31 protein-coding genes, 4 tRNA genes and 1 pseudogene are annotated in these 26,766 nt (G+C 71.8%); 9 read left to right on the top strand and 27 right to left on the bottom strand.

All coding sequences use genetic code 11. The features are described from left to right. Positions 1-401, bottom strand: a pseudogene (locus tag RKE29_RS05855) (hypothetical protein); the annotation flags it as partial. A 254-nt stretch (positions 402-655) separates the two neighbouring features. Then, positions 656-1,006 (bottom strand): metallopeptidase family protein, encoded by a 351-nt coding sequence (locus RKE29_RS05850; RefSeq protein WP_312003957.1) that lies wholly within the window; start codon positions 1,004-1,006, stop codon positions 656-658. A gap of 204 nt (positions 1,007-1,210) precedes the next feature. On the opposite strand from RKE29_RS05850, the gene RKE29_RS05845 reads away from it, so the two are divergent. From RKE29_RS05845 to RKE29_RS05835, 3 genes are all read left to right on the top strand, one after another. Continuing rightward, a tRNA-Glu gene (locus RKE29_RS05845) sits at positions 1,211-1,283 on the top strand. Between the two features lie 38 nt (positions 1,284-1,321). Then, positions 1,322-1,396: transfer RNA gene (locus RKE29_RS05840), tRNA-Asp, on the top strand. Between the two features lie 4 nt (positions 1,397-1,400). After that, positions 1,401-1,474, top strand: a tRNA-Phe gene (locus RKE29_RS05835). A gap of 87 nt (positions 1,475-1,561) precedes the next feature. Here the strand turns inward: RKE29_RS05835 and xerC are convergent. The 22 genes from xerC to RKE29_RS05725 all read right to left on the bottom strand — a co-directional run bounded on the left by xerC (position 1,562) and on the right by RKE29_RS05725 (position 14,962). Further along, entirely contained in the window at positions 1,562-2,764 is a 1,203-nt protein-coding gene (xerC, locus tag RKE29_RS05830; RefSeq protein ID WP_312003956.1) for a tyrosine-type recombinase/integrase, read from the bottom strand. Continuing rightward, entirely contained in the window at positions 2,764-2,955 is a 192-nt protein-coding gene (locus RKE29_RS05825; protein WP_312003955.1) for a helix-turn-helix domain-containing protein, read from the bottom strand. Before RKE29_RS05825 ends, xerC begins: the two co-directional genes overlap by 1 nt. Positions 2,956-3,195: 240 nt before the next feature. Then, positions 3,196-4,407 carry a DUF3631 domain-containing protein gene (locus RKE29_RS05820; RefSeq protein ID WP_312003954.1) on the bottom strand — a complete coding sequence of 404 codons (1,212 nt, stop codon included), beginning with the start codon at positions 4,405-4,407 and terminating at the stop codon, positions 3,196-3,198. Continuing rightward, positions 4,404-4,670, bottom strand: coding sequence for a hypothetical protein (locus tag RKE29_RS05815; protein WP_312003953.1), 267 nt, complete (start codon positions 4,668-4,670; stop codon positions 4,404-4,406). Before RKE29_RS05815 ends, RKE29_RS05820 begins: the two co-directional genes overlap by 4 nt. Next, positions 4,667-4,825, bottom strand: coding sequence for a hypothetical protein (locus tag RKE29_RS05810; RefSeq protein WP_312003952.1), 159 nt, complete (start codon positions 4,823-4,825; stop codon positions 4,667-4,669). Before RKE29_RS05810 ends, RKE29_RS05815 begins: the two co-directional genes overlap by 4 nt. A 151-nt stretch (positions 4,826-4,976) precedes the next feature. Then, entirely contained in the window at positions 4,977-5,879 is a 903-nt protein-coding gene (locus RKE29_RS05805) for a bifunctional DNA primase/polymerase (protein WP_312003951.1), read from the bottom strand. Between the two features lie 89 nt (positions 5,880-5,968). Further along, entirely contained in the window at positions 5,969-6,262 is a 294-nt protein-coding gene (locus RKE29_RS05800) for a hypothetical protein (protein WP_312003950.1), read from the bottom strand. 104 nt (positions 6,263-6,366) lie between these two features. Then, positions 6,367-6,561 (bottom strand): hypothetical protein, encoded by a 195-nt coding sequence (locus RKE29_RS05795; protein ID WP_312003949.1) that lies wholly within the window; start codon positions 6,559-6,561, stop codon positions 6,367-6,369. Between the two features lie 34 nt (positions 6,562-6,595). Further along, a complete protein-coding gene (locus tag RKE29_RS05790) occupies positions 6,596-6,847 on the bottom strand; it encodes a hypothetical protein (protein ID WP_312003948.1) in 252 nt (83 codons plus the stop codon). Positions 6,848-6,988: 141 nt separating this feature from the next. Next, positions 6,989-9,091: a cell division protein FtsK gene (locus RKE29_RS05785; protein WP_312003947.1), complete on the bottom strand. Its 2,103-nt coding sequence runs from the start codon at positions 9,089-9,091 to the stop codon at positions 6,989-6,991. Positions 9,092-9,211: 120 nt separating this feature from the next. Further along, the gene (locus RKE29_RS05780) at positions 9,212-9,403 is read right to left on the bottom strand and encodes a hypothetical protein (protein WP_312003946.1); all 192 of its coding nucleotides are present in this window, start codon (positions 9,401-9,403) and stop codon (positions 9,212-9,214) included. A 92-nt stretch (positions 9,404-9,495) separates the two neighbouring features. After that, the gene (locus tag RKE29_RS05775; protein ID WP_312003945.1) at positions 9,496-10,032 is read right to left on the bottom strand and encodes a hypothetical protein; all 537 of its coding nucleotides are present in this window, start codon (positions 10,030-10,032) and stop codon (positions 9,496-9,498) included. A 115-nt stretch (positions 10,033-10,147) separates the two neighbouring features. Beyond that, the gene (locus tag RKE29_RS05770; protein WP_312003944.1) at positions 10,148-10,480 is read right to left on the bottom strand and encodes a hypothetical protein; all 333 of its coding nucleotides are present in this window, start codon (positions 10,478-10,480) and stop codon (positions 10,148-10,150) included. A gap of 3 nt (positions 10,481-10,483) precedes the next feature. Continuing rightward, on the bottom strand, positions 10,484-10,669 hold the full coding sequence (locus RKE29_RS05765) for a hypothetical protein (RefSeq protein ID WP_312003943.1): 186 nt from the start codon (positions 10,667-10,669) through the stop codon (positions 10,484-10,486). Positions 10,670-10,697: 28 nt separating this feature from the next. Then, positions 10,698-11,300, bottom strand: a complete 603-nt coding sequence (locus RKE29_RS05760) for a hypothetical protein (protein ID WP_312003942.1) — start codon at positions 11,298-11,300, stop codon at positions 10,698-10,700. Between the two features lie 97 nt (positions 11,301-11,397). Then, complete coding sequence (locus RKE29_RS05755; protein WP_312003941.1) at positions 11,398-11,550, bottom strand: hypothetical protein; 153 nt, start codon at positions 11,548-11,550, stop codon at positions 11,398-11,400. Positions 11,551-11,643: 93 nt separating this feature from the next. Then, entirely contained in the window at positions 11,644-12,075 is a 432-nt protein-coding gene (locus RKE29_RS05750) for an NUDIX hydrolase (protein ID WP_312003940.1), read from the bottom strand. 38 nt (positions 12,076-12,113) lie between these two features. Beyond that, positions 12,114-12,488: an RRQRL motif-containing zinc-binding protein gene (locus RKE29_RS05745; protein ID WP_312003939.1), complete on the bottom strand. Its 375-nt coding sequence runs from the start codon at positions 12,486-12,488 to the stop codon at positions 12,114-12,116. Continuing rightward, positions 12,488-13,420 carry a DUF2637 domain-containing protein gene (locus tag RKE29_RS05740; protein ID WP_312003938.1) on the bottom strand — a complete coding sequence of 311 codons (933 nt, stop codon included), beginning with the start codon at positions 13,418-13,420 and terminating at the stop codon, positions 12,488-12,490. Before RKE29_RS05740 ends, RKE29_RS05745 begins: the two co-directional genes overlap by 1 nt. After that, positions 13,417-14,028 (bottom strand): hypothetical protein, encoded by a 612-nt coding sequence (locus RKE29_RS05735; RefSeq protein WP_312003937.1) that lies wholly within the window; start codon positions 14,026-14,028, stop codon positions 13,417-13,419. Before RKE29_RS05735 ends, RKE29_RS05740 begins: the two co-directional genes overlap by 4 nt. Then, on the bottom strand, positions 14,025-14,705 hold the full coding sequence (locus RKE29_RS05730) for a GGDEF domain-containing protein (protein WP_312003936.1): 681 nt from the start codon (positions 14,703-14,705) through the stop codon (positions 14,025-14,027). The genes RKE29_RS05735 and RKE29_RS05730 overlap by 4 nt, the downstream gene beginning before the upstream one ends. Continuing rightward, entirely contained in the window at positions 14,702-14,962 is a 261-nt protein-coding gene (locus RKE29_RS05725; protein ID WP_312003935.1) for a DUF6284 family protein, read from the bottom strand. Before RKE29_RS05725 ends, RKE29_RS05730 begins: the two co-directional genes overlap by 4 nt. A 713-nt stretch (positions 14,963-15,675) precedes the next feature. On the opposite strand from RKE29_RS05725, the gene RKE29_RS05720 reads away from it, so the two are divergent. Both RKE29_RS05720 and RKE29_RS05715 read left to right on the top strand, forming a co-directional pair. Beyond that, on the top strand, positions 15,676-16,443 hold the full coding sequence (locus RKE29_RS05720; RefSeq protein ID WP_312003934.1) for a GntR family transcriptional regulator: 768 nt from the start codon (positions 15,676-15,678) through the stop codon (positions 16,441-16,443). Then, on the top strand, positions 16,436-17,038 hold the full coding sequence (locus tag RKE29_RS05715) for a GNAT family N-acetyltransferase (protein WP_312003933.1): 603 nt from the start codon (positions 16,436-16,438) through the stop codon (positions 17,036-17,038). The genes RKE29_RS05720 and RKE29_RS05715 overlap by 8 nt, the downstream gene beginning before the upstream one ends. 254 nt (positions 17,039-17,292) lie before the next feature. On the opposite strand, the gene RKE29_RS05710 is transcribed toward RKE29_RS05715, so the two are convergent. Further along, positions 17,293-18,081: a GntR family transcriptional regulator gene (locus tag RKE29_RS05710; protein ID WP_312003932.1), complete on the bottom strand. Its 789-nt coding sequence runs from the start codon at positions 18,079-18,081 to the stop codon at positions 17,293-17,295. 103 nt (positions 18,082-18,184) lie between these two features. On the opposite strand from RKE29_RS05710, the gene RKE29_RS05705 reads away from it, so the two are divergent. Both RKE29_RS05705 and RKE29_RS05700 read left to right on the top strand, forming a co-directional pair. Next, entirely contained in the window at positions 18,185-18,616 is a 432-nt protein-coding gene (locus tag RKE29_RS05705) for an NUDIX hydrolase (RefSeq protein ID WP_312003931.1), read from the top strand. A gap of 318 nt (positions 18,617-18,934) precedes the next feature. Continuing rightward, on the top strand, positions 18,935-19,294 hold the full coding sequence (locus RKE29_RS05700; protein WP_312003930.1) for a hypothetical protein: 360 nt from the start codon (positions 18,935-18,937) through the stop codon (positions 19,292-19,294). A gap of 73 nt (positions 19,295-19,367) precedes the next feature. On the opposite strand, the gene RKE29_RS05695 is transcribed toward RKE29_RS05700, so the two are convergent. Then, positions 19,368-20,441 carry an ABC transporter permease gene (locus RKE29_RS05695; protein ID WP_312003958.1) on the bottom strand — a complete coding sequence of 358 codons (1,074 nt, stop codon included), beginning with the start codon at positions 20,439-20,441 and terminating at the stop codon, positions 19,368-19,370. Positions 20,442-20,692: 251 nt separating this feature from the next. Between RKE29_RS05695 and hrpA the strand changes: the two genes are divergently transcribed. Next, positions 20,693-24,715, top strand: a complete 4,023-nt coding sequence (gene hrpA / locus RKE29_RS05690) for an ATP-dependent RNA helicase HrpA (protein ID WP_312003929.1) — start codon at positions 20,693-20,695, stop codon at positions 24,713-24,715. Between the two features lie 169 nt (positions 24,716-24,884). After that, positions 24,885-24,959: transfer RNA gene (locus RKE29_RS05685), tRNA-Asp, on the top strand. 1,393 nt (positions 24,960-26,352) lie between these two features. Here RKE29_RS05685 and bldC read toward each other — a convergent pair. Next, positions 26,353-26,559 (bottom strand): developmental transcriptional regulator BldC, encoded by a 207-nt coding sequence (bldC, locus tag RKE29_RS05680; protein WP_003949541.1) that lies wholly within the window; start codon positions 26,557-26,559, stop codon positions 26,353-26,355. Positions 26,560-26,766 lie beyond the last annotated feature (207 nt).

Raw genomic sequence — 26,766 nt, 5'->3', positions numbered from 1 at the left:
CCGCCGTGCTGCGGCGGCGCGGACGGCCCCGGGCCGTGCGGGCGCGAGCCCGCCCGGTCGGACGGCGACGACGGCCGGCCGTCGGGCGCGGAAGCCGGTCGCCCTTCGCCGCCCCGCTCGTCCTTGTCGTCCCCGTCCTTCTTCCCGTCCCCGCCGTGCTCGCCGTCCTTCCCGCCCCTGTCCCCCGGCCGCCCGCCGTGCCCCGCCGCACGGTCCGGCAGCACCCGGCCGCCCTGGCCGTCCGACCACGGCCCGCCGCCGTCCGGCCGCGCCGCCCCGCGGTGATGGTGCCGGGCACCGCCGCGCGCCCCGGAGTGCTGCGGGTCGTCGGACACGCTCATGCAGCCGCCCAGCGCCATGGCGGCGGCCACCGCGGCCGCGACCCCGGCCGCGGTCCGCATCCGGGCGCCCGTCCACGTGTGCGTACGGGCGGGTGTGCGCCCCTCGGCGGGGAGGCCGTCCGCGCGAGGCTCGCGGGGATCGCCGGGACCATACGGTCCATAGGGGCGTGAAGCGGGGAATCCGGGCATGGGCGGGGCACCTCCGGCCAGCAGGGTTCAGACTCATGCCCAACTGGCCCCGCACCGCTCAGGACACGCGCCGCCGGCGTCGCGCACGCCACATCCGCGTCCTGGGCCGGGGGCGGGGGCGGTCGTCAGCCGTAGCCGAGCGCGTGCAGCCGCTCGTCGTCGATGCCGAAGTGGTGGGCTATCTCGTGGACCACCGTGACCTCGGTCTCGGTGACCACGTCCTCCCGCGTCTCGCAGCCGCGCAGCGTCGGCCCCCGGTAGACCGTGATCCGGTCGGGCAACACCCCGGCGTACCACTCGCCGCGCTCGGTCAGCGGCGTCCCCTCGTACAGCCCGAGCAGGTCGGGGTCGGTCGCGGGCGGCTCGTCCTCCACGAACACCGCGACGTTGTCCATCAGCCGCGTCAGCTCGGGCGGGATGCGGTCCAGGGCCTCGCCGACCAGTTCCTCGAACTCCTCGCGCGTCATCTCCAGCACGCCGCCATTGTCCGGCAGACCGCCGCCGCGGACGAGGCGGCGGACGAAGCGGCGGACCGCCCGGCTCGGGCCCCGGGGCCGCCCGGGCCCGCCGCGAGCGCCGCGCCGCCACCGGCACCGTCAACTGTTTTGGCGAACCTTCGCGGCATCCCATATGCTTCTCACGTCCCCGACGGCGCCACCCGGCGCTCAGGCGGGCCATCGGCCCTCATCGTCTAGTGGCCCAGGACGCCGCCCTTTCAAGGCGGTAGCACGGGTTCGAATCCCGTTGGGGGCACGCAATACCGTGTGCGAGACTGGTGCTCGTACGTGTTTGGTCCTGTGGAGCAGTTTGGAGTGCTCGCCACCCTGTCAAGGTGGAGGCCGCGGGTTCAAATCCCGTCAGGACCGCTGCGGCTGGGTAGCTCAGTTGGTACGAGCGTCCGCCTGAAAAGCGGAAGGTCGCCGGTTCGACCCCGGCCCCAGCCACCGCCGCTGAACAGCGCAAAGGCCCTGGCAAGTGATCTTGCCAGGGCCTTTCGCTTGTCCACTACGCCAACGGCTACCCCAACAGTCTCAGGAGAGCTTGTCCCCAAGGCTTCCGAGGGCCTTCCGCTGCTCCGCGAGCGAGGCGTGAGCGTAGACCTTCATCGTCACCCCGATGTCGCTGTGCCCGGCGATCTGCCGCACCACGTGCGGCGGGACCCCCAAGTCCAGCAGCAGCGTCACACAGGTGTGACGAAGGTCATGGAAGCGGAGCTTCAGCCCAAGGCGGCGGCGCAGGGGGTACCAGCTCCGCCGCAAGTTGTCCGGCTCGATCGGCGTCCCGACCCGAGACGTGAAGACCAGCCCGGTCTCCGTCCAGGTGTCCCCGGCTTCCGCTCGCTCCTGCTTCTGCCGCTCGCGGTGCTCGGTGAGCGCCTTGGTGACGAGCGGCGGAAGCGGGATCGTCCGGATGGAGGAATCCGTCTTGGGCAGGACGAGCGTCAGCTCTCCGCCCACCCGCTGAAGCGACCGTTCCACGATCAGGGATTCCCGGTCGAGGTCGATGGCGTCCCACTTCAGCCCCAGCAATTCGCCGCGCCGCATTCCCATCGCGAGCGCGAGCACATAGAGCGCATGCAGCCGATCGTTCTGGGATTCCTTGAGGAGCAGGCGGGCCTCAGCGATACTCAGGCCCTTTCCCGTCCCGTAGGAAGGCGTGGGGACCTGTACGAGCTGGGCGACGTTCCGCACGATCAGTTCCTCTCTTACGGCGTTCTGAAGCGCGTTCCTCAGCACGGCGTGAATCGACTGCACCATGCGGCGGGAAAGGTACGAACGGCAGCACTCCCCCGCCGCGCAGCAGCGGGGCTTGTCCCGCTGCTTGTCCCGGCCGTGCTTGCAGCACTGGCATTCGGCGGCCACCCGGCCAAGCCAGGCTCGGACCTCAGCGGCCCGGAGCGTCCGGAGCTTCTTACGCCCGAGGCCGGGAACCAGGTGGACGCGCACGACACTTTCGTAGCCCTGGTGCGTCTTGGGCCGCCTGTTGACCCTGACCACGCGGGCCAGCCAGTACGCCAGGTATTCCTCCATGTTCATGTTCGTGTCGGGCACGGGAATGCCCTTCATGTCTTGCGCCTGGAGTTCCGTGACCTTCGCGCGTACCTCGTCGCGCGTCTTGCCGTAGACGGAAACCCGCTTGCGGATTCCGCTCGTCGTGGTCACAAAGGCGCGACCGTGGTACAACCCGTCTTTTCGGCGGGTGATACTGCCTTCGCCGTTGGCGCGCTTCGCCACTAGGCGGCCTCCTCTATTCGATTGCTCATGAAGGTGCGGAGAGAGTCAGCGGAGATACGGCGGGCCCGGCCGATGGTGAAGCTCGGGAGCTCCCCGGAGCGGATGAGGTCGTAGACCTTGAAGCGGCTGAGTCGCAACGCGGTCATGACTTCCGGAACGGTCAGTGCTTGGGCGACAGGGGCGGCGGGCATGGCGGCCTTCCTTCGCGGCGTGTGGCGGGGGGGGTGCCCCCCTCCCGTAGGTCCGCTACATCCGCTACATGTGCTACAGCGCAGGTCAGGGGCCTGTTTCGTGTAGCGGTGCGGGCGGGATGTAGCGGATGGTCCGCTACAGGGGGCGGGGCCTGTAGCGGACAGGGTGGTTGTGTAGCGGCGGTGTAGCGGATGCGGGGCGCTACATCCGCTACACCGTTTCCGCTGGTCAGGGTCGGTCTATGCGGTGGGTGTAGCGGATGTAGCGGATGTGGGCGGGGGTGGGGGGCAGTACCGGCGCCAGGCGTCGGCTAGGTCGGCGGCGTAGTAGCCCTTGACGATGCCGTCGCCGGTGCGGATGTTGCGGGTCTTGATGGGCTGGTTGTCGGCGGTGACGTAGTCGCCGAGCCGTTTGGCGAGCTGGCGGGAGTCCAGGGGCTTGCCGTCGATGTCGGCCCAGGGGGCTTCGTCCATGGCGTTGAGTCCGGCGAGGATCTGGGCGGTGGGCACGCGGTCGACCCCGTTGAACACCGCGTCGCGCAGGTCGGTCAGCAGGCGGATACCGAGGGACGCCTTGTTCCCCTCGGCAGCGGCGGCGACTAGGTCGACGCAGGCGGCGCGGGCCCGCTCGGGCCAGGCGCCCNGGTCGACGCAGGCGGCGCGGGCCCGCTCGGGCCAGGCGCCCCCGGCGGCGTCGGCGACGGCCAGCAGGGGTTCCCACACGTCGGCGGGGCGGTCGGTGACGCCGTCGGGCATGGTGGGCCAGGCGCCGCTGACGCGGTCGCGGACGGTGTCGGCCCATGCGGCGAGGCGGTCCCTCAGTGCGTGGCCTTCGGCTTCGTGGATGCGTTCCCGGTAGTGCTCGATGTGCTCGTTGGGGGCGCGGCGGCGCATCCGGATGACCACGGAGCGGGTGAGGATGGTGTCGGGGAGCCAGCCGAGTCCGCCGACGGCTACCGCGCAGAAGGAGGGGAAGGGCTGGACGGTCTGGTTGCCGCCGTCGCCGACGCACCGGTAGGTGACCCCCTTGCGGCGGTGCCCGGCGTTCAGGAAACCCCTCAGCTCCTCGTTCTCCCCAGCCTTCGGACCGAACACCGTGTCGATCTCATCGAACAGGATGGTGGGCCGTCCGGCGGGTCCGGAGACGGACCGGAACAGGGCCGCCGCGCTGGCGTTGACGGCCACCATCGGGCGGGGGGTGAGGGTTTCCACGATCTCCAGTGCGCGGGACTTCCCCGATCCCGGCTCTGGGGACAGGAACGCCAGGCGCGGGGTGCTGTCGAACGCGTCCAGCAGGTGCGCGTGTGCGTCCCACAGGGCGACCGCGACGTAGGCCGCTTCCAGCGGGAAGATGTTGAACCTGCGGTGGAAGCGCTCTACGTCGTCCAGCAGGGTGGCGCCGTCGGTGTCCGGTGGCGTGGTGGCCGGGGGGTTGGGTGGGGTGTGGGTCATGCGGCGGTCCTCTCGCTGCGGGCAGCGGTCGCCGTGGTGCTGGGTGTGGTGTGGGGGCAGGTGCCGACGCGGACGCGGGTGGTCAGTTCGGCGTCGCGGCCGTGGGCGTGTTCGTGGTGGCCGCAGGCGCACAGCCAGTCGGCGCTCGGCGTGCCGTGCGTGCGGACGGTCAGGCCCGGTGTGATGCCGGTGACGACGGCCGGGGTGTCGGTGGCGGGTGGCGTACAGCCGTTCAGCCGTGCGGTTGGTGGGGTTCGGGTCATGGGGTGTTGATGGCATCGGGGTCGAAGGGGCGGCGTAGCGTCCACTCATGGCCGCAGCCGTCGTTGCTGCACACGGCGCGGACGCGGACGGGCTCGCCCTTGTAGAACTCCATGTGGGGCTGGGCCGGGCGCACAGTGCCGTGGTCGTCGATCACGGCGGGTCCCCAGTCGCAGTAGCCCGTGACGTCCTCGGCGATGCTGACCGGGCTGCCGCATTTGGTGCACAGCAGGGGCGCGCGGTCACGGGGTCCTTGTCGGCCCGCGCTGCGGGCGGGAGGCTCTTAATGGGGGGATGGGGGCGGGGGGTCATGCCGTCCTGCGCTGCGGGTTGTGGGCGATGGACCAGTTCAGGGCGCTGGTGATCACCGGCATGCGCTCGTACTCGCGCAGTCCGGCCCGCTCCGCCCCCGCATTAAGAGCGTGTTCGACCTCGGACCGGGTGAGGTCGCCGGATGCGACCAGCCGTCCCAGAGCGCGCGCGGCCCGCAGCAGGGTCCGGTTGCGGGTGCCCTCTTGGGCGTCCGCGACGGCGGTGGTTTCGGCCTTGAGGGCCGCTGCCGCGTAGCGTGAGGCCCTGGACGGCGAGGGCAGGGACATCAGGCTCCGCGCGGGCTGACGGGCCGTCAGGCGGGCGTACAGCCATTCGGGGAGTGGGGCGGGCGGGGTGGGGTCGGTGAGGGTGTAGGGCCCGATGGTGGTGGTGCTGCCCGCTGCGACGACGTAGCCGCCCCAGGCGCGGGTGTCGATGAGCGGGCCGAGCTTGCCCGCTGTGTTGCCCAGCCGGGTGCCGGGCTGGGCGGTGAAGTACAGGTGCGTCCCGCCGCTCGCGGTCCGCACGGTGCGGGTGGTGGGGACGGTCTGCCCGGCGCGCTCGCAGAGCGCTTCGAAGGTCGTCACGCCGGAAGGCGTGTCCGCACTGCTCTCGCTCTTGGGCAGGTCGAGGTCGATGACGACCAGTCCGGCCGGGCCGGTGGCGATGCCGACGTTGAACGGCCGCCCGCTCCAGGCGGTGTGGATGCGGTCGGGGTCGGTGGTGGCGCGCTGTTCCCACTTGCGGTGCCCGGCCGCGCAGTCCCCCGTGCCGGGGCAGCGGGCTTCGCTGTGGAGGGCGGGGCGCTTGTCGCCGGGGCGCAGGGGGAAGACGGGCCAGCCGTGGGCGGCGGCGGTGAGTGCTGCGTTCAGCAGCACGGTGGTGCGGTCATGGGTCATGCTGGGAGTCCTCCAGTTCCAGCGAGCTGGGTTGGGTGCCGGGACGGCCGCCGGTCTTTGGCGAGATGGGGCGGCCGTCCCGGGCGGGGCTAGAAGGGCGGTTCGTTGCTGTAGTCGCTGCTGTGGGCCCAGGGGTCGGGGCTGGTGTGGCGGCGCCGCAGCCAGCGGGGCACGCGGGGCAGGGGCAGCAGGGCCATGCGCCACTGGGACCAGCACGCGCAGGGCTCCCAGTCGGTCCCGGCGTACTCGCCGGACTCGTAGTCGCCGTAGTCGTGTTCGGTGCCGCCCGCTCCCTCGCAGTGGGGGCAGTCGGGGCGGGGGGTGTCGGTGAGGATCAGGGCGTTGCGGGGCAGCGCGGTGCGCTGGATACGCAGCCTGAGCATGGGTGTTGGCCTCTCATAGGCGGTATGGGGGTGGGGATGGGCGAATGGGCCGGGACGGCCGACGGTCTTCGGGCGGGAGGGCGGCCGTCCCGCGCTGGGGGGTGTCAGTTGCCGATGCTGCTGAGGGTGTCGGTGAGGTGGGTGACGGTGCGTTGGATGTCGGGTGCGGCGGTGGTGCTGGCGAGGTAGAAGCCGAAGAGGGCGGCGAGCAGGGCGCCGCCGACGGCGATGGACCGGGTCTTGATGGCGGCGGCCAGGGCGATGCCCAGGACCAGGACGAGGGAGACGGTGACGGTCACGGTTCCTCCGTGGCGGGTCGGGCGGTGCGGGTGGTCAGCGGGTGCCGTCGCGCCAGGTGCGGCGGGCGAGGTTGTACAGGTGCCGTCCGAGGCGTATCCGCTTGCCGGTGCCTCGGCAGCGGCGGCAGGCGCGGCCGGGGCGGGGGCGGCCGTGCCGGTCGGTGCGGACCTGCTGGCCGAAGCCCCGGCACTTCCGGCACGGGCCGAACGGGGACACGGCACACAGCGTGGCGTAACCGAGGGTGACGAGTAGGAAGGCCGTGTTAGCGGTGAGAGCGGGGGGCATGAAGGGGCCTCCGGGCGGGTTGAAGGGGGTTTCGGCAGGTCAGGCGCTAGACGCTAGGTCCCTGCTCAGGTGGGTGATGGGCCGCTAGTGGGGGTGCTAGACCTAGCAGCGGGGGCCGCTAGGTCTAGCAGCGGTGCGCGGTCAGGCTGCGGCCCGGTCGGCGTTACGGCGTGTGATGGCGGTGGTGATGTCGGCGCGTTCGATGCCGCGCCGGTTCTTGCCTTCTCCGGTGTCGGTCTGGCCCCAGACCTGGCTGGTCTTGATGCCCCAGGGCTTGAGGGCGGTGGTGACGTTCTCGCCCTTCCACCCGGCGTACGCCTCGGGCCGCAGATCGGCGAGGCGGGTGGCGATGCGCTCGCACCACACGGCTTTCTCATCGGCGGGCATCACGTCGAGGACGTCGGTGAGGATGTCCGCGCCGGTGCTCTTCTGGGGGTCCTGTCCGATGGCGTGGCCGGTGACGTTGCCGTATGCCTCGCGCACCTGCCGGGCGCGGGCGGCGATCCGCTCGGCTGCCACGGCGTCCACGAACGCGGAGGCCACGATGCGCGGGTCGTCGCCCTCACCGGCCATCCAGCAGATGCCGCGGTCGGAGCGGGAGAACATGGTGGCGCGGTATCCGGCCTTGTACATCGACGTGCCGAGCACCATGTCGTTGGCGGGCTGGCCCATGACCTTCAGGCAGAACCGCAGCACGGCGTTGGCCGAGATGCCGGTGGGCAGGGACCTGGCGTCGGGCCGCTGGGTGCCGAAGAGGGTGACGATCCCCAGCGCGGGCCCGCGCTTGACCAGGTCGGTGCAGATCGCTTCGATCTCCTTGCCGTGCTCCTCGTGCTCGAAGGGCACCTGGCACTCATCGAACCCGGCGACGATCGGGTGCAGCCCCAGCGTCTTGTCACTCGCCAGTTCCGGGGTCACCTTCGACTCCGGGCAGCGGGAGCGGGGCAGGGACTTGATGACCTTCGCCCGGCGCCGCAGTTCCTCTTTCAGCTCCCGCAGCGCGTCCAGGACGTAGGCGATGTCCTCGTTCTCCTCCCCGGAGCGGTAGCGGTGGCAGACCGGTTCCAGGGGCCCGAAGTCGCCGGTGCCCTTGAAGTCGAACGCGTGGATCTCCGCGCGGGGGTCGAGGGCGGCGATGAGCAGCAGCAGCCGCATGAGGAAGGTCTTGCCCATGCGGGGGATGGAGCCGACGACCACGGCCGCGAACATCAGTGTCACGGACACATCGCGCATGCGCTGGTCGTTGCCGAAGACCACCGGCTTGAACAGGTCGACCTGCCCGGACTTCGCCAGCGGCCAGGCGGGTTTGGTCGTCTCGTTCATCGGCTTGTCGCCCACCCACAGCACCAGCCGTCCCTCATGCTCGCTCGGGTCGGGAGCGGGCCATACGCAGCCCACCTTGCGGCGCAGCCCGGAGGCCAGGGGTTTGCGGGCTTCCATGATGTCCTCGGGTGTGACGCCGTAGGGCAGGTCGAGGTCGGCGCGGTAGCCGGGGCCGTCCCGCACGATCTCGGAGGTGAAGCGCAGCCCGTTCATGTCTCCGCCCTTCTTGACGGCGGCGGAGATCTTCGCGTTCCCGATGCTGTCCAGCCCGCGCAGCACGATGGAGCCGGTGAGTTTTTGGACCTCCGTCTTCAAAACGGCCGGGCCGACCACCGGGGCGTCGGGCTGCTGCCCGGCCATGCCCAGCAGCAGCACCCCACCGGCGGCGAACGCGTACAGGTACACCGGTGCCAGGACGTAGAGCCACAAGGCGAACCCGGCACCGAACACGGCCGCCACCAGCGTCACCACACCGCGCAGCCGAATCCGCCCGGCGCGCAGTTGCGCCAGCCGCATGTACTCCTCTACGTCCTCGGTGCGCACCGCGTGATCACGCAAGGGCGCCGCTTCGCGGTCCCACACCCACCGGTTGGTGGAGACCACGAACCGGCAGGCCCCGCGCGGGGCCATGGAGGTCAGGCGGGCGGCGTATACGGGCATGCGCACGCCGTGGTAGAGCGCCGCGTACCCGGCGTTCCCGGCGGCGTGCCGCGCGGTGGCGGTGAAGTCACGGCGGTTGGTGAGCCATCCGGCAAGGACCGGCTTGCGCTTCTCGGTCCGCACGCCGGGATCGGGCAGGTTCGGGTTGTCGACCGGCACGGCCGCCGCAGGGGCGTCGTCACCGGCGGCGTCGCCGCCGCTGTCGGCGCCCGGCGCGGGGACCGGCCGAAGGTGTGCGGGAGGGGGCAGGGTGCCTGTCATGCTGGGTTTCTCCTGCTGCTCGATAAGCGGTGGGCAGGCGCCCGGGACGGCCGGTTTCGCTGGCAGGCTTCACGGCCGTCCCGGGGCGGCGGGGCCAAACGGCCTCACAAGGGGAAGGGGTCAGCGGGAATCGCGGAGACGCCGATGCGCCTCGGCCAGTGCGGCCTCTACGCGGTCGAGGTCTTCGGGGGTGCCGTGCTGGATGATCTGGCTGATCTCGGCTGCCGCGCCGTCGGTGTCGCCGTCGCGGAGGGCGGCCTGTGCCTGGTCGACGTGGTGGGTGGCACGGGGGCTGAAGGGCAGGAAGCCCATGGTGTCTCCTCTTGCCGCGGTGGCCGGACTGTCCGGCCACCGTCCGCCGCACCCGGGCAAGGCACCAGGTGCGGCGGACGGAAGCCAGGCGGTCAGGTCACGGCGCCCCGGGGCACACGGACGCGGGAGCGGCCGGAGGGTGCGGTAACCGTCCGGCCGGGCCGTGTCCCGGCGGGCGGCGGGATGGTGGCCGTGCCGGGGTGGGGCAGGCGGGAGATGTTGTCCAGCCAGGCGAGGTCGGCGGGGGTGAGCCGGTGGTCGTCGCCGAGGTGGCCGGGTCCGGGCGGCGGGGCGCCGTCGCCGGGCCCGCCGCCGTTGCCGCCGGGGCCGTCGTGGTGGGGGCCGCAGCACGGGCAGGCGACACCGGGCCACAGCAGCCCCCGTTCCCACCCGATGTGCGCCACCGCCCCGGCCAGGTCAAGAGCCCACGACGCGGCGGCGGCGGGCAGGATGACGGCGGTGGTGAGGGTGTCGGGCTGGCGGCCGAAGAGGGCGGGCAGGGCCAGGACGGCGAGGCAGGCGGCGCCGGTCCACTGGTGATGGCCGCGCCCCAGCAGCGTGCCGCGCGGCGCGGCGGCCAGCAGCCGCAGGCGAGCGGCCCAGAGGGCGAACAGACGGGATAAGGGCATGGCGAAGCTTCCTTCCAAGCAGGGGTGTTGGGCGGGGAGACGCGGAGTGGGGGGCCATCGGCCGGCCGCCGCGTTCCGCCTCGGGGGCGGGCGGCGGCGGGCGGGCGGTGGCGGGTCAGGCGAGTCCGGCGCGGCGTAGGGCGTGTTCGGTGGCGCGGACGCGCTGTTCGGCCTGCTTACGCGCCTCGCGGGCGGCCGGGCGGTCGCTCCACTTGGCGGCGCGTTCGGCGGCCTTGGCGGCGGCGAGGTCGTCCTTGGCCTGGTCGTGCTGGCGGTGCAGCGCGGCGGCCTCGCGCAGTCCCCGGTCCTCCGCGCGGGCGTCGATCTCCTCGATACGCCGGTCGATACGCGGGTCGACAGCCCCGGCGAGGGCCTGCCTGCCGCCGCGCAGCAGCAGCCGGGCACGCTGGCGCTTCTCCGCGCGGGTGTAAGAGCGGTAAACGTCCATCGGTCAGCTCGCCCTCACGCGCCTGCGGCGGCGGGTGTCGGGGGAGTCGCCCGCGGGCAGCCCGTTGGGGCGACTGCCGTTGGCGCTGGTCGCGTGCTGGCCGGGAGTCGTTCCGGCCGGGTTGAGCGGACCGGGGTCGGGGGCGAGGATCTCCTCACCACGCGGCGTCTTCCAGAGCCATCCGCCCATAGCGGTGGTGTCCTTCCTGGTCATTCGGTCACTGGTTGCGGATGTGGGTGTGGGTGGTGGAGCGGCCCCACCACCGATTGGTGACGTGGTGGGTGGTGGTGATGGTGGTGATGTGGGTGTCACCCCGTCCGCCGCGCGGTCCGGCGAGCTTGTTCAGCACGTACGCGCCCAGCAGCAGCCCGAGACCGGTGGCGGACGCGGTGAGCTGGTCGAGGACCATCGACGTGCCCCAGCCGGTACCGGCTGCCAGCGCGGCGCCGCCGACCAGCCGCTGCGCGACGGGGTCCACACGCGGCCCGGCCGCAGGCGGGGCCACCGGCACGGGCACCGCGGCGGCCGGGCGGATGATCTGGTCTTTGGGCATGGGGACCATGCGGCCGTAGGCGTCCGGCACCCACACCACCGGGCCGGAACGCTCGGCGCGCTCGGTGTGGAGCTCTACCGGGCCGGACAGCGGCACCGGCATACCGAAACCGTCGTCGGGGCCGGGGGCAGGCCGGGGGCCGGGCGGTTCGGTGCGGGCGGCGCGGGCCTTGCCCCGGTCGGCAACCCTGCCGCCCGAGCCGGGCCAGTCGGCCCTGAAGTCCGCCCCCGACCGGGCGAACACGTCGTCTTGGTGCTCGTGGTTCACTGGCAGTCTGTCCTTCCCGTGTGCAGTGCACGAAGGGATGCGGGCCCCCGGGGCGGCCGGTTTCGCTGGCAGGCTTCGCGGCCGTCCCGGGGCAAGGTCAGTCCTCGGTGGGCGCGTCCGAGGAGGTGACGGTGACGGCGACGATGTGGTCGGTCTCGAACGGGAGATTTTCGAAGTGGCGGGCGGTGTCGTCGTCGGAGACGGTGGTCTGGATGGTCGTGCCGCTGGTGTCGGTGATGGTGACCTTCACGATGTGCTCCGTATCTGGTGTCGGCCGGGCTGTCCGGCCACCGCCCGCCGCACCCGGGCAAGGCACCGAGTGCGGCGGACGGAAGCCAGGCGGTCAGGCCGCCAGGCCCAGGGCGTGCGTCGCGGCGGTCAGGATGTCGGCGTGGTCGAACGCGAGGTGTGACGGCAGGGCGTCCAGCGGCCACCAACCGGCGGTGCGGGCGTCGTCCCCGGCGGCGGCCGGGGTGCCGACGGGGACGACCGCGAGATACGCCACCGTCACGTACCGGCCGCGCGGGTCGCGTCCGGGGGTGTCCCAGACACCGATCTGGCGCAGGTTCCCGGCGGGCACGCGCACCCGGGTCTCCTCCTCCAGTTCGCGGACGGCGGCGGCGAGGCTGGTCTCACCGGGGTCGACGTGCCCACCCGGCAGGGCCCAGCGCCCCGCGAAGGGGTCCCAGCCCCGCTCGATCAGCAGGACCCGCCGGTCGGTGTCGACGATGACGATGTCTGCGGTGTAGCGGATGGTCTCGAATGTCTCGCTCATGAAGACTCCTTGCACAGGAAGAAGAAGGAGAGAGGGGGTCAGGCCGCCGGGTGCAGGGCGCGGGCGCAGGTGTTGCAGCAGCCCAGCGCGCGGGCGGGGATGTAGCCGGGGTCCTGGCCGCAGTCGGGGCAGGTGCGGCGGGCGGCGTTCGCCCGCGCCAGCGCCCGCCACTTCGCAGGCGTCATCGGCCGGACCGGCCGGGCCAGATCGCGGCGGTAGAGGTAGGCCACCCGCACACCCGCCCCGTAACGGCGCGAACGCCACATCACCTGAGCCGCGACACGCTGACCACCCGGCCGCAGCCCCATCGCACGCAACTGGCGGCGGGTCAACAGACCGGGCGGAGCCAGACGCCACGGATAGGTAGGCGTGCCGAAGCGGGTCCCATCGGGGTCGTAGAACCGGGCGGACATCAGGCGTCGCCGGATGCGCCGACCAGGTGCGGGGAACCGGCAGCGCTCTGGGCGGCGGCGGGGGTGGTGGTGCGGCGGGCTTCGACGGCCTTGATGCGCTTGCGGCCCCACCCTTCGCTGAACCCGAACTCCCGCCCCAGAGCAGCCGGACCGATAGGCCGCCCGGCGTCCAGGGATTCGGCGTACACCTGCTCAGCGCGCTGCCGCGTACGCTCCAGCTCCGCGTCCTCATACGCCGCACCCCGGGTGTCCCGTACGCCCGTACGCACCCCCGCCCGTACGGTGTACGCCGCCGCGCGGGCGGGGGCGGGCGTACGGGGTGCGGCCTGCGCGGACACCCCGTACGCGGCCGGGCCCGTACGGCGTGCCGTACGCTCCCCCTCCCCCGCGTCGACCGCACCGGACGGGGCGGGAACCGGCGCGCTGTCGGCAGGCCGTACGGGCTCCGTACGCTCCGCCGCGCCGTCCGCGTCCGCCGTATCGGCGGACGGGTCGGGGGCGGGGTCGGGGCGGTGGTGGAGGACCTTGGCGACCAGGTCGGAGCCGAAGAAGATCGAGCCGACCGGCAGCGAGGTGGCCAGCAGCACCAAGACCCAGTTGGCCGGTGCCCAGTCCGCCAGCCGCATCCGGCCGCCGCCGGGGTGGTGCAGGGCGGGGACCATGCCGTGCACGTAGTTGAGCACCAGCGACGCGGCCGTGTAGGCGGCCAGCACCCGCAGCGCGAACCGCCGGTCCTCCCCGGTCAGGGTGAGGGTCGCGACCAGGGCCAGCGCCATCAACCCGTCGACCACGAACGGGTACAGCAGCGCGGCCGTGCTGTCGGCGCCGACAGCGCGGGCGACATCCCGCAGCGCGTTCCACGACACGCGGAACGCCATGCCGACCACGGCGACCAGCGCCCCGACCAGCGCGACCTTCGCCCGGCGGTTCACCGGACACCCCCCGGCCCGGTGGTAAGCGCCGCGACCATCGGCCCGGCCACCGCGTTTACCTGCCCGGCCAGCACCCGCACGGCGGTCTTGGCGTCCGCGGTCAGGCCCCGCCCGCGCGTCGCGGTCGGGGCGAGCAGCGCGCCGTCCAGCGGGGCGCGTACCTGCGCGGTGACCAGGACCGCCGGGCGGTCATCGCCCGGCGCAACGAGCTGCCGGTAGCCGCCGTCGCCGTCGTCGGCGAGGCTGTACCGGTCCTTCTCCCAGTCGCGCCAGGCGTAGGGCAGGCGGGAGCGCACGGCGGAATGCGGCAGGGGGACGTCGACCACGGCCAGCAGCCCGGCCCCGTCCTCCCGGTGCAGGATGCGCACGGCTCCCAGGTCGGGGCGGGTGTGCACGTAGCCGGGCGACATGACCGGCCCGGTGGCCACCTGCCACACGGCGGCGGCGAACTCCTCAGCGCCCAGCGGAGTGTCCGGCTCGCCGGACTCGTGAAACCAGTCCGGCCGCTGGGCGAGGTACACGCCGAACCGTGAATACCCGTCCGAGGCGCGGTCGCGGTCGTAGTCGTCATCGACGCGTACGAGAGTGGTCGGTGTCCAGTAGCTCATCGGGAAGTCCCTTCCGGGGCGGCCGGGACGGCCGGGGGGAGGTGGGTTCCGGGGCGGCCCGCGCGGCGGCCGTTGACCGTGGCACGGCCCGGCCCGGGGGCGTCATCGGCGAGGCGGACACCGCCGCCGTGCCGTTTGGCGGCGTACATCGCCTCATCCGCCCGCCGCAGCAGGACGGGCAGGTCGGCGGGGGCAGGGCAGGGGTGCCACACGGCGCCGACCGAAGCGCCCACGCCCACCGTCCGCCCGTCGCACCACAACGGGGCCGTCAGCAGCCCGTGCAACCCGCCCAGCGCCAGACGGGCCCCGTCGGGACCGGTCTCGGGGAAGACGGCGGCGAACTCATCCCCGCCTACCCGCGCGACCACGCCATGGGCGCCGTCATGGTTCCATTCGGCGAGCCCGTGCCCGGCGCCCTGGATCACCAGGTCACCGGTCGCGTGGCCGAAGGTGTCGTTGATGTGCTTGAAGCCGTTCAGGTCGATGACGGCCACCGCGCACGGACCCCCGCGCCGCAGCAGCCGAGCGGCCCGCCGCTCGAACCCGGCCCGGGTGGGCAGACCCGTCAGCGGATCGCACCGCGCGGCCGTGATCCGGCGGCGCATCCACAGACTGTGCAGGGTCCATCCGGCCGCCACCGGCGCGGCAGCGGCCAGGGAGGGAAGGGCGCCGCTCATGCCAGCACCCCTGCTCGGTGCTGCGGGCGGGCGCTGGCCAGCCGGGCCCGCGCGGCCATCAGACGCCGCTCCGCACGCCGGACGCGGCGGGCGTCGATCGGGTGCAGCGGCCGGTCGAACATGGCGATCCGCACATCCAGCAGGTCGACCTCAGCCAGGATCACGGGCATCTCGCGGTCGATGGCGGCGAGTTCATCGTCGGTCGGCTCCCGGTCGATGCCGGATGCCGTTCCGGGGTCCGGGCCGGTGTGGGACATTGGTTGGGCTCCTGTCTCTGGAGAGATGGGGAGACCCGAAGGCGGCGGACGTTCCTGCCAGGGAGCCGCCGCCTTCGGAGTGAAACCGGCCGGTCTGGCCGGAGCGCCCCGCCGGGAGTCGAACCCGGCTACGACCATCAGGGCTGACCCGCGACGGCAGCCGAACCCGGACGCACATGTCCGGCCGACCGCCGACGCGGGATGACGCGAACGGGTCCGCCGCCATGCCGGTCCAGCACGGCGGGGCCCGAGGGTCTTCGGCGCATCGCCGATCCCTTCATCTCGTTCGTCTGAGTCGTTGGGCGCGAGAGCGCGCCGACCGCCAGCGGGCGGCAAGGTGCGTGCGTGAAGGAGTCCGCGCCTAGACCCCACGGGCGGCGGCGCGGCGCAGTGACCTACAGGCCCACATCCGTGGGCGTGCGAGCTAGCGAGGGACCTACCAGGGGCTCAACCGGACCCATGCGGAACTTCCGGCTTCAGTCACTGCAACAACTGTTCAGTTCTCAAACAACAAACGCTTCCTTCGACCGCAGGTCAGCGGCTTCCAGGCGCCTCGGAGCGGACTCCACGGGCGGACAGCCCAAACAAGGCCCTCCACCAACGAGGTCAAGTGGTTCATCTGGTACCAACCACTTGAGAAGATGCTGCACCACCGACGCGGGCGCCGTCAAGCGCTTGGTTCAGCTCGTATGAACCAGTGGCAGGATGGGAGCATGGCGACCCGATCAGACCCCCTGTATGTGCAGCTCGCCGACGCCCTGCGAGAGAAGATCGTCAGCGGCGCCTACCCCCAGGGGAGCAAGCTCCCCAGCGAGCGCACGCTTTGCGAGGCCCATGGCGCGTCTCGCAACACCGTGCGGCTTGGCTTGCAGCGGCTAGTTGCGGAAGGACTCATTTCTCCGATTCATGGGCGGGCGTACATCGTCCGACGGTCGGATGTCCTGGTCTACAACTCGTCTCGCTCCGAAGACCACAACCGGCGAGTCACGGCTGGCGTTGACGCGTGGGTTCAGGACATTCGCGAGCAAGGGCGCGAACCAAGTCAGAAAATCACCGTCAGTATCGAGGAAGCGCAACCCGACATCGCAAAACGACTGGAAATTGAACCGAATGCGCTGGTTGTGGTACGGCGCCGACTTCGCTACGTGGACGAGCACCCTTGGTCAACCGAGGATTCCTATTACCCTCACGACATCGTTCGGAATACGCCGGTCGCCGAACCGGCCGACATCCCGGAAGGTGTAATCGCATACATGGCATCAATGGGCTACGGCCAAGTGCGGTACGTCGATGACGTAACAGCCCTCATGCCCAACCCCAAGCAGGCCGAGGAACTAGCCGTAGAACCGGGGGTGCCCCTGCTGGTCAGGACTCGCGTCGGGTACACGGAGGAACGACCGGTGCGGGTCACGGTCACATCGATGCCGACGGACCGGAACGTCCTTCGTTACGAGTTGGGAGCACGTGAACACAATGTCTGACGACATCACCATTCGCCCCGCACTCACAGAAGAGGTCGGAGTTATCGCGGATATGTGGGCCGATGCATCCGAACGGCTCAAAGCACAGGGGCAATGGCAATATCCGGCCGACACCAAAAAAATCTTGCGCGACATCGAAAGGGGCAACGCTTATATCGCCCACTGCGGCGCCGATTACATGGGCACCGTCACGGTCGATGACTTCGCCGATCCAGAGTTTTGGAAACCCGCCGACGATCCCCAATCCGCCCTATACGGGCACAGGATTATTACATCTCAGATTGCGATCGGGAGATCAATAGGGGTCGCCCTTATCGACTGGGCTTCGCTCAAGGCAGAAAAAGCGGGCAAGGACTGGTTCCGGGTTGATGCCTGGAAGACCAACACCCAGCTTGGTGACTACTACGAACGGATGGGCTTCGAGCACATCCGGACCGTGGACCTGCCTCACAGGCGCTCCGGTGCTCTGTACCAGCGCCGCGCCGGAGTGGTCACGGGACGCGCGCCACGGTTCGTCGGCCTGGAGTCCCTGTCGCGTGACGCCAACGGCAACCCGGCCGCAGAAGGCGGGTGGGGCTGGACATCGGAAACCTGACAGCTCCTGCTGTTGGCGTACGCCAACCCGTACGCCAACAGCAGCAGACAACCACGACCAACCACGCACTTCCACAGACGGCCGGGCCAGGAACAGCCCTCCTCCGGCACAGCCTGAAAAGCGGAAGGTCGCCGGTTCGACCCCGGCCCCAGCCACCGCAGCCCTCACGAGGGCAGAAGCCCCTTCCGGGATCGTCCGGAAGGGGCTTCGTCGTGTCCGGCGGCCCGCTCCGCGTCGGCGCGGCTCGCCGTCTCTCACGTCGCGGGGAGCTGGTAGGCGAGGGTGTAGGCATCCGCTGCCATGATCGTGTCGCAGACCTCCACAGGGCGGCCGTCGCTGTCGTAGGCGGTGCGGACGAGGTGGATCACCGGCACACCGGTGGCCAGAGCGAGGGTCTTGACCTCTTGGGGAGTAGGCATACGGGCGCGGATCTCCTCCTCGAAGTGGTCGAGGCGGTGCCCCAGCTCCTCCAGCCGGGCGTAGATGCCGCCGGGACCGGGGTTCGGCTGGGCGATGGCGGTGCCGTGGGCGAGGTCGAGCGGGACGTAGGAGGTGGCGTACTCCACGGGGCGGCCGTCGAGCAGGTAACGACGGCGACGGACGACCACCTTCCGAGGCGAACCCAGCCGGGAGGCGATGTCCTGAGAGGGCCGCTCCTCCCGGACTTCGAGGCTGTCGACATCCGGACGGCTGCCTGCCGCCTCGGCTTCGACCGTGAATGCCGACTTGCCCTGTTCGCGGTGTCGGCGTGCGAAGCGATCGGAGGCCAGGCGCCGCACCGGAGGCCGGCGCCGGACGAAGACGCCCCTGCCGTGTTCCGAGACCACCAGACCTTCTCCCTGAAGGACGGAGAGGGCATGGCGAACGGTCATCCGGGAGACGCCGTAGTGCTCGATCAGTTCCGACTCGGAAGGGAGTTTGTCACCTTCCGTGTAGCGGCCCTTGTCGATCGCTTCGCGCAGCTGATCGGCGATCTGCCGGAAGACCGCGCGATCGCTGACGGGGTCCAGCGCGCCGAGGGCACGGGAAGAGGCATCAGGCATTGAACTCCTTTAGACGTCTAGACAAGATACCAGCAGGTGTTGCTACGGTAGGCGCCCCGAGGCCGGACAGAACTCCGACCGAGCGAGAGAGACCAGATCGACCGTGAGCAGCCAGCGTCCGCACTCCGTAAGCGTCGCCGGGGTCATCGTCGACGCCCAGGGCCGGGCCCTGCTGATCCAGCGGCGGGACAACGGCCACTGGGAGCCGCCGGGCGGCGTGCTGGAGGCGGGTGAGACGATCCCCGACGCCCTCCAACGGGAAGTGCTGGAGGAGACCGGCGTCAAGATCGGACTTCCGGCCGTCCTGACCGGCGTCTACAAGAACATGACCGGCCTGATCGTCTCCCTGGTCTTCCGCTGCGAGGCCATCGGCGGTGCCCCCACCACCAGCGACGAGACCCGCGCGCTGCGCTGGGCGACCCGCGAAGACGTTGTCAGGCTCGCCGACGAGGCATACGCCGTCCGCGTCCTGGACGCCCTCGACGCCGCGTCGCCGCCCGCCGTCCGGGCACACGACGGCGTGAAGCTCATGTAGCTCCCGCCCTCCCCCAGGGCGGCGACCAGCAGAGGACAAGGCAAGGGCCCCCTGGCCGGAATCGCCAGCGGACCCTTGGTGAACCTGAACCCGCCAGCGTGCTCGCAGAGGCCAAACGGGTCTTCTGGTCCGAGTATACGATGCTTCGCACCATGAAACAGCCGTCTATGGAGAGCCTCCTCGGTCGGCCAGGGAAGCTGGCTGAACAATCCCTTCGCCGAGCTGGCACCCCGGGCCGTCAAGGACATCGACACAGCCCGGCTACGAGCCAAGGACGGCATAGCCCGGAAGCACTCCCCGTCTGCCCGGAGTGGGGCCGTGCCGGGAATCGTCCCAGCCGACGGCGACATCATCGCCCAGCTCTCCTTCGGCTTCTGGCGCTACCTTCTCGCTTCCCGCTACACCCACACCCTGTGGATGGACGCGCTCCGGCACGCGTTCCCCCATCTCGTACCGCAGGACCTCGGCACCGTAGAGCGGCCGGTGCATCGCCTGCACCTGCTGCGCAACAGAATCGCCCACCTGGAGCCGGTCTTCGCCAACAACATCGGCCTCGATGTCCAGGACATGACTGCCGTGCTGGGCTATCTGTGCCCCCGTACGCAGGCGTGGTTCGGCGGTACCCGGGTGCCGCGCCTGAAGGCGGTCGTCGCCGCGCGCCAAGCGCTCCTGCCCTGACCCGGCTCGACGGGCAGCCCCCGTCCACCGTCGGCACCGCCCCTCACGAGCGGGCCGAGGAAGACCGGTCCGTTCACGCGTCCGCCGGCCGGCCGCCCGGGTGCCGGTGGCGCCAGGTCCAGAAGACCGCGCACGCCACCAGGGACCACCCGCCGAGCACCAGGAACGGGAAGGCGTGCTGGTAGCCGCCGAAGTAGACCGCCGTGTGCTGCGCGTTCACGGACGCGCCCGGGGGCAGCCAGCGGCCGATGAGGCCGAGCGGGGAGGGCAGCAGCGGCCAGGAGACCGCGCCGCCCGAGGACGGGTTGCCGAGCATCACCATCAGGCCCCAGGTCGGCAGGATCGCCCACCGCCCGACCAGGGTGTTGAACATGGTGAAGACCATGCCCGAGGTGAACATCGTCAGCGCCAGGATCAGCCACGACTCCGCGAACGGCAGGTCGACCGCGCCCAGCCCCCAGTCCACGACCGCCGCGATCGTGAAGCCGCCCAGCAGCGCGTACGCCGCGGTGAAGGCGATGCGCTCGGCGGGGTTGAGGGCGCGGGCGTGGACGCTCAGCTGGGTGGCGCCGATGAAGCCGACGATCACCGCCGCGAGCGAGATGTAGAACAGCGCGAGCCCGCGCGGGTCGCCCTTTTGCAGCGGCTTGATGTCGTGAATGCGCACCCGCACCCCCACCTCGCGCGCCACCTTCGGCGCCGTGTCGGTCAGCACCTGCGCGACCTGCGCGCCCGCCGCGCCGGCCACGTCCATGCGCACCTCCGGCCGGGCGCCGCCCCCGCCCCCGCCGCCGTCCGTGCGCAGCACCGCGAAGGCGTTCTGCTCCTCCACGGCGCGCCGGGCCTGCCCGTACGAGTCGTACGCGCGGGTCTTCAGCGACGCGTCCAGCGCCTTCTCCATGCCGTCGACGAAGGCCCGGCCGCGCCCGCCGCCGTCGCCGACCACGGCGGTGGGGATGTCGTGCGGGGTGGGGTTGGCGAAGGCGTACGTGTACGAGCCGGCGAACAGGCCGGCCGCCGCCGACACGATCAGCAGGAGCACGGTGGCGGGCAGGAAGGGCGAGTGGGTGAAAGCCCTCCACCGAAGGTCCCACCGGGGGTCCCGCTGGGGGGCCCAGCGGCTGCGCCTGCGGTCTCGGCTGTCCATGTCGTCGCTGTGGCCCATGCCGTCCATGTCGTCGCTGTGGCCCATGCCGTCCATGTCACCCATGCCGTCCGCAACCCGTCCACCTCGCCGTCAGACCGCCAGGTGGTGCCCATGGGCTCACGCTAGGCCAGCTCCCGCCGCATCACTTCCCATAGCAGGGCAAGCGCCGCGGACCGCATCCGATGCGGGCGCAATGCCACGGGAGAAATGGTGCGACGGTTGTCCGGGTGAGGTGAGATCCTGGAGCCCGTATGTCCACCACCCCCGCCCCCGCCCTGCCCGCCCTCCTGGCACGCCTGCCCGAGCTGACGCTGCGCGACGAGCAGCGCCTCGGCCGGCGGCTGGAGGGCGTCCGCCGCATGCGCAAGCCCGAGGCCCGCGCGGCGGTGCTGGCCGAGATCGCCGCCGACGTGGAGCGGGCCGAGCAGCGCGTCGCCGCGCGCCGGGCCGCCGTGCCGGCCATCGGCTATCCGGAGGAGCTGCCGGTCAGCCGGAAGAAGGACGAGATCCTGGCGGCCGTCCGCGACCACCAGGTGGTGATCGTCGCGGGCGAGACGGGCTCCGGCAAGACCACCCAGATCCCCAAGATCTGCCTGGAGCTGGGGCGCGGCGTGCGCGGGATGATCGGGCACACCCAGCCGCGCCGCATCGCGGCCCGTACGGTCGCCGAGCGGGTCGCCGAGGAGCTGCGGACGCCGCTGGGCGAGTCGGTGGGCTGGAAGGTCCGCTTCACCGACCAGGTGAGCCCGGACACGCACATCAAGCTGATGACGGACGGCATCCTGCTCGCCGAGATCCAGACGGACCGCGAGCTGCGCCAGTACGACACGATCATCGTCGACGAGGCCCACGAGCGCAGCCTCAACATCGACTTCATCCTCGGCTACCTCGCCCAGCTGCTGCCCCGCCGCCCCGACCTGAAGGTCGTGATCACCTCCGCGACCATCGACCCGGAGCGCTTCTCCCGGCACTTCGGCGGCGCGCCCATCGTGGAGGTCTCCGGCCGTACGTACCCGGTGGAGGTCCGCTACCGGCCGCTGCTGGAGGAGGGCGGCGAGGACGGCGACCGCGACCAGATCACCGCGATCTGCGACGCCGTGGACGAGCTGCGGGCGGAGGGGTCCGGGGACGTCCTGGTGTTCCTCTCCGGCGAGCGGGAGATCCGCGACACCGCCGACGCGCTGGCCAAGCGGAACCTCCCCCACACCGAGGTGCTGCCGCTGTACGCCCGGCTGTCGCACGCCGAGCAGCACCGCGTCTTCCAGCGGCACACCGGCCGGCGCATCGTGCTGGCCACGAACGTCGCCGAGACGTCCCTCACCGTGCCCGGCATCCGGTACGTCATCGATCCCGGCACCGCCCGCGTCTCCCGCTACAGCCACCGCACCAAGGTGCAGCGGCTGCCCATCGAGCCGGTCAGCCAGGCCAGCGCCAACCAGCGCAAGGGCCGCTGCGGCCGCACCTCCGACGGCATCTGCGTCCGGCTCTACAGCGAGGACGACTTCCTCTCCCGCCCCGAGTTCACCGACGCCGAGATCCTGCGCACCAACCTCGCCTCCGTCATCCTCCAGATGACCGCGGCCGGGCTCGGCGACATCGAGCGGTTCCCGTTCATCGACCCGCCGGACCGGCGGAACATCAAGGACGGCGTGCAGCTCCTCGAAGAACTGGGCGCGCTGGAGACCGGGGCGGGGACCGAGGAGGAGCCGGACGGGCGGCGCGGCAGGCAGCGGCTCACGCGCGTGGGCCGGCAGCTCGCCCAGCTGCCCGTCGACCCCCGCCTGGCCCGCATGGTGCTGGAGGCCGACCGCCTCGGCTGCGTGCGCGAGGTGATGGTGATCGCCGCCGCGCTGTCCATCCAGGACCCGCGCGAGCGGCCCGCCGACAAGCAGCAGCAGGCCGACCAGCACCACGCCCGCTTCCGCGACGAGACCAGCGACTTCCTCGCCTTCCTGAACCTGTGGCGGTACGTGCGCGAGCGGCAGCGCGAGCTGTCGTCCTCCGCCTTCCGCCGCATGTGCCGCGCCGAGTTCCTGAACTACCTGCGGATACGGGAGTGGCAGGACATCTGCACCCAGCTGCGCGCGGTCGCCCGGACCATGGACATCCAGGTGCCCGACGCCGGCGACGAGGACGCACCGCCGGACCGTATCCACACCGCGCTGCTCGCGGGCCTGCTCTCGCACATCGGCCTTAAGGACGTCAAGGAGACGCCCCGGGGCGGCGGCGGCAAGGACGCCAAGGAGGGCGGCGGCGGGAGGCGGGAGGCGCGCGGGGAGTACCTGGGCGCGCGGGGCGCGAAGTTCGCCGTCTTCCCCGGCTCGGCGCTGTTCAAGAAGCCGCCGCGCTGGATCATGTCCGCCGAGCTGGTGGAGACCTCCCGGCTGTGGGCGCGGGTCAACGCGCGCATCGAGCCGGAGTGGATCGAGCCGCTGGCTGAGCACCTGGTCAAGCGCACCTACAGCGAGCCGCACTGGGAGCAGCGCCAGGCCGCCGTCCTCGCGTACGAGCGGGTCACGCTCTACGGCGTGCCCGTCGTCGCCGGACGGAAGGTCAACTACGGCCGTATCGACCCCGTCACCTGCCGGGACCTGTTCATCCGGCACGCCCTGGTCGAGGGCGACTGGAAGACCCACCACGAGTTCTTCCACGACAACCGCAAGCTGCTCGGCGAGGTCGAGGAGCTGGAGCACCGCGCCCGCCGCCGGGACATCGTCGTGGACGACGAGGCGCTGTTCGACTTCTACGACCAGCGCCTCCCCGAGCACGTCGTCTCCGGCGCCCACTTCGACTCCTGGTGGAAGCACAAGCGCCGCGAGGAGCCGGAGCTTCTGCACTTCGAGAAGTCCATGCTCGTCGGCGAGCGGGCGGAGGCCGTCACCAAGGACGCCTACCCGGACACCTGGCGGCAGGGCAAGCTGACGTTCCGCGTCACGTACCAGTTCGAGCCCGGCGCGGACGCCGACGGCGTCACCGTCCACGTGCCGCTCCAGGTGCTCAACCAGATCACCCCCGAGGGCTTCGACTGGCAGATCCCCGGCCTGCGGGAGGACCTGGTCACCGAGCTGATCCGGTCGCTGCCCAAGCCCGTGCGCCGCCACTACGTGCCCGCGCCCAACTACGCCAAGCGCTTCCTGGAGTCGGCCGTGGCCGGCCCCGAGCCGCTGACCGCCGTCCTGGGCCGCGAGCTGCACCGGATGGGCGGCGTGCCGGTCGCGCCGGAGGACTTCGACCTGGCCAGGGTCCCCGGCCACCTGCGCGTCACCTTCCGGGTGGTGGACGAGCGGCGCCGCAAGCTCGACGAGGACAAGGACCTGGAGGCGCTGCGGCTGCGCCTGCGGCCGAAGACCCGCGCGGCCATCTCCCGGGCCTTCGAGAGCTCCGGGCAGGCGCCCTCCGTCGAGCGGAGCGAGGGCCTGACCGGCTGGACCATCGGCGCCCTCCCGCGCACCTTCGAGACCCGGCGTGGCGGCCAGCCCGTACGGGCCTATCCGGCCCTGGTGGACGAGGGCGCCTCGGTGGCCGTGCGCCTGTTCGACACCGAGGCCGAGCAGCGGCAGGCCATGTGGCGGGGCACGCGCCGGCTGATCCTGCTCGGCCTGCCCGCGAACCCGGCCAAGTTCGCCCAGGACAAGCTCGGCAACCAGGCCAGGCTGGCCCTGTCCCGCAGCCCGCACGGCGGCGTGCAGGCGCTGTTCGACGACTGCGTGTCGGCCGCCGCCGACCGGCTCGTCGCGGCCAACGGCGGCCCCGCGTGGGACGAGGAGTCCTTCCGCAAGCTCTTCGACGCCGTACGGGCCGACATCGCCGACGCGACCCTGGACGCGGTCCGCCGGGTGCAGGACGTCCTCGCGGCCTGGCAGGCGTGCGAGCGGCGCCTCGCGGCCCTGGCCAGCCCCGCCCTGGCCGACTCCGTGGCGGACGTGCGCGGGCAGCTTGCGGAGCTGGTCAGGCCGGGCTTCGTGACCGAGCACGGGGTGCGGCGGCTGCCGGACCTGATGCGGTACCTGGTCGCGGCCGACCGGCGCCTCCAGCAGCTGCCGAGCAGCGCGGAGCGCGACCGGGCCCGCATGGCCAAGGTCCGGGAGATGCGCGACGAGTACGCGTGGCTGCTGGAGCAGTTCCCGGAGGGCCGACCGGTGCCGCAGGAGGTGCTCGACATCCGCTGGATGATCGAGGAGCTGCGGGTCAGCTACTTCGCGCACGCGCTGGGCACGGCGTACCCGGTGTCGGACAAGCGCATCCTTAAGGCGATCGACGCGTCCGCGCCGTGAGCGGGGCGCGGCGGGCCCGGCCGTTCCGCCGGGCCCGCCCCGGTCTGTTCCGGGCACGCTCCGGTACGCCGGGAGCGCCCCCGGGCGCGAGTTCGACCGCGCTGCCTGCGCTGCTGTACAGTCGGTCGCGCAGCGCGGCCCGGCAGCCCGAACACCGCGCGCGTCACCTGGTCCTGTGGAGCAGTTTGGAGTGCTCGCCACCCTGTCAAGGTGGAGGCCGCGGGTTCAAATCCCGTCAGGACCGCCTTCCTTTCCCTTGCAGCCCGCGCTGGGCAACGTCCCGCGCGGGCTGACGTGTGTCTACGGCCTGGGCCCGCCCCTGTACGGCCCGGAGGCCGCGCCCGCGGCCAAAGCCGCCATCCAACACAGCAAATCCCGTCAGGACCGCCTCTCTGCCACTTGCAGCCCGCGCCGGGCAACCTCCCGCGCGGGCTGACGTGTGTCTACGGCCTGGGCCCGCCCCCGTACGGCCCGAAGGCCGCGCCCGCGGCCAAAGCCGCCATCCAACACAGCAAATCCCGTCAGGACCGCCTCTCTGCCACTTGCAGCCCGCGCCGGACAACCTCCCGCGCGGGCTGACGCATGTCTGCGGCCGGGCCCGCCCCCGTACGGCCCGAAGGCCGCGCCCGCGCCCTTCCCCCGCCCTCTCCTCGCCCCAGTGGCCACTTTCCGTCCCCCGGCGGCGCCCTGACGCGGCCCCGTGAGCGGCCCGTGGCCGTCGCTCGGGGCCCCGAGCGGCCCACCGGGCGCCACCGGGGCGCCAAGCGCGGGCGAGCGCGCCTGCGGCCGCCGTACGGGCGGTAGGACGGCGTTGGCGTGGCGGCGTGGCACCCGGTGCCGAGCGCGCGCGGCGGTGGCGCGGGCGGAGCGGACGGCGGGATGGTGAGCGGCGGGTGGCGTCAGGCGGCGGCCGGGGCGCGCGGGCGGCGACCGGAACGGACGGCCCCCCGCCGCGGGCGAGCCGTCGGCGGCGAGCGGCCGAGAGCGGACCGCGCACCCCGTCCCCGCCCCCGCGCGACACCGCCCGTCCCCACCACGGGGGTTCCGCGCCGCCCCACGCGTCGTTCCGCCTCACGCCTTGTCAGACTCGGAGTACCCCACGCGACTCGATGTGCCAATACCCCAAAGAGTCACAACCCGGCAAGTAGTATGCGATGTGATGGGAGTCACCGAATGGGTTTCCGGGGCGGGGGAACTTCGGGGCCCTCTCTACCGAGTCAATTTAATATGTACAATTGCACCCTGTTCCAGGGATCCCGGAATGAGTGGTTCCGCCCCTCCCCCGGCCCCCGGACGCCCCTCCCGGAGCCTCCGAACGGGCCTCTCGCCGACACCGCACAGCCACCGCACAGCCACTCCACAGCCCCGCCGCGGACACCTCGCACGGCTCCGTGAGCGGCGGCGGCACCTCGGAGGGTCCCGGCCGGGCCGGGAAGGGCCCAGGGAGGCCCAGAAGGCCCCGGCCGGCCGCGGACACAAAAAGATCGCGCTGGACCCGGCGGAGTCCAGCGCGATCCACGACGCACCCAAGTCGAGCGGGAATGGGACCTGTTGGGGCAGGCGCTCGTCGTTCAGAAAGAGTTGCGGGGCATCACCGGGCTAGGGGAGGCCCGGAAATGTCCGGTTTTGCGGGTTGTTCAGGCCTCGCTGCGCTGCTGCGGGATGCCCGCCAACAGCGCACGGACCTCCGCTTCGCGGTAGCGCCTGTGCCCGCCGAGCGTACGGATCGACGTGAGCTTGCCTGCCTTGGCCCAACGCGTGACCGTCTTGGGGTCGACGCGGAACATCGTGGCAACCTCCGCCGGCGTGAGCAGCGGCTCGGCATCAGGGGTGCGAGCGGTCATGAGCGGCCTCCTCGGGAGAACCGAACCATCACGGTTCTTTCCTCTAAATTCTGCACCTTGACCCACGTTGCCCGAAATGGCGGACGCGGGCCGAGTCGGTTATAGGACGAACGGCTTGTCCTCGGCACTACAACTACACCATCTGTCCAGCCCCGTCGGCCAAACCTGTGGAATTGCCCTCTCAGGTGTTCAACCTCGACGGAAGCC

Origin of the sequence: Streptomyces sp. B1866, from assembly GCF_031932565.1 — a bacterium.
Taxonomy (GTDB): Bacteria; Actinomycetota; Actinomycetes; order Streptomycetales; family Streptomycetaceae; genus Streptomyces.
This window is presented reverse-complemented; position numbering and strand designations above follow the sequence as displayed.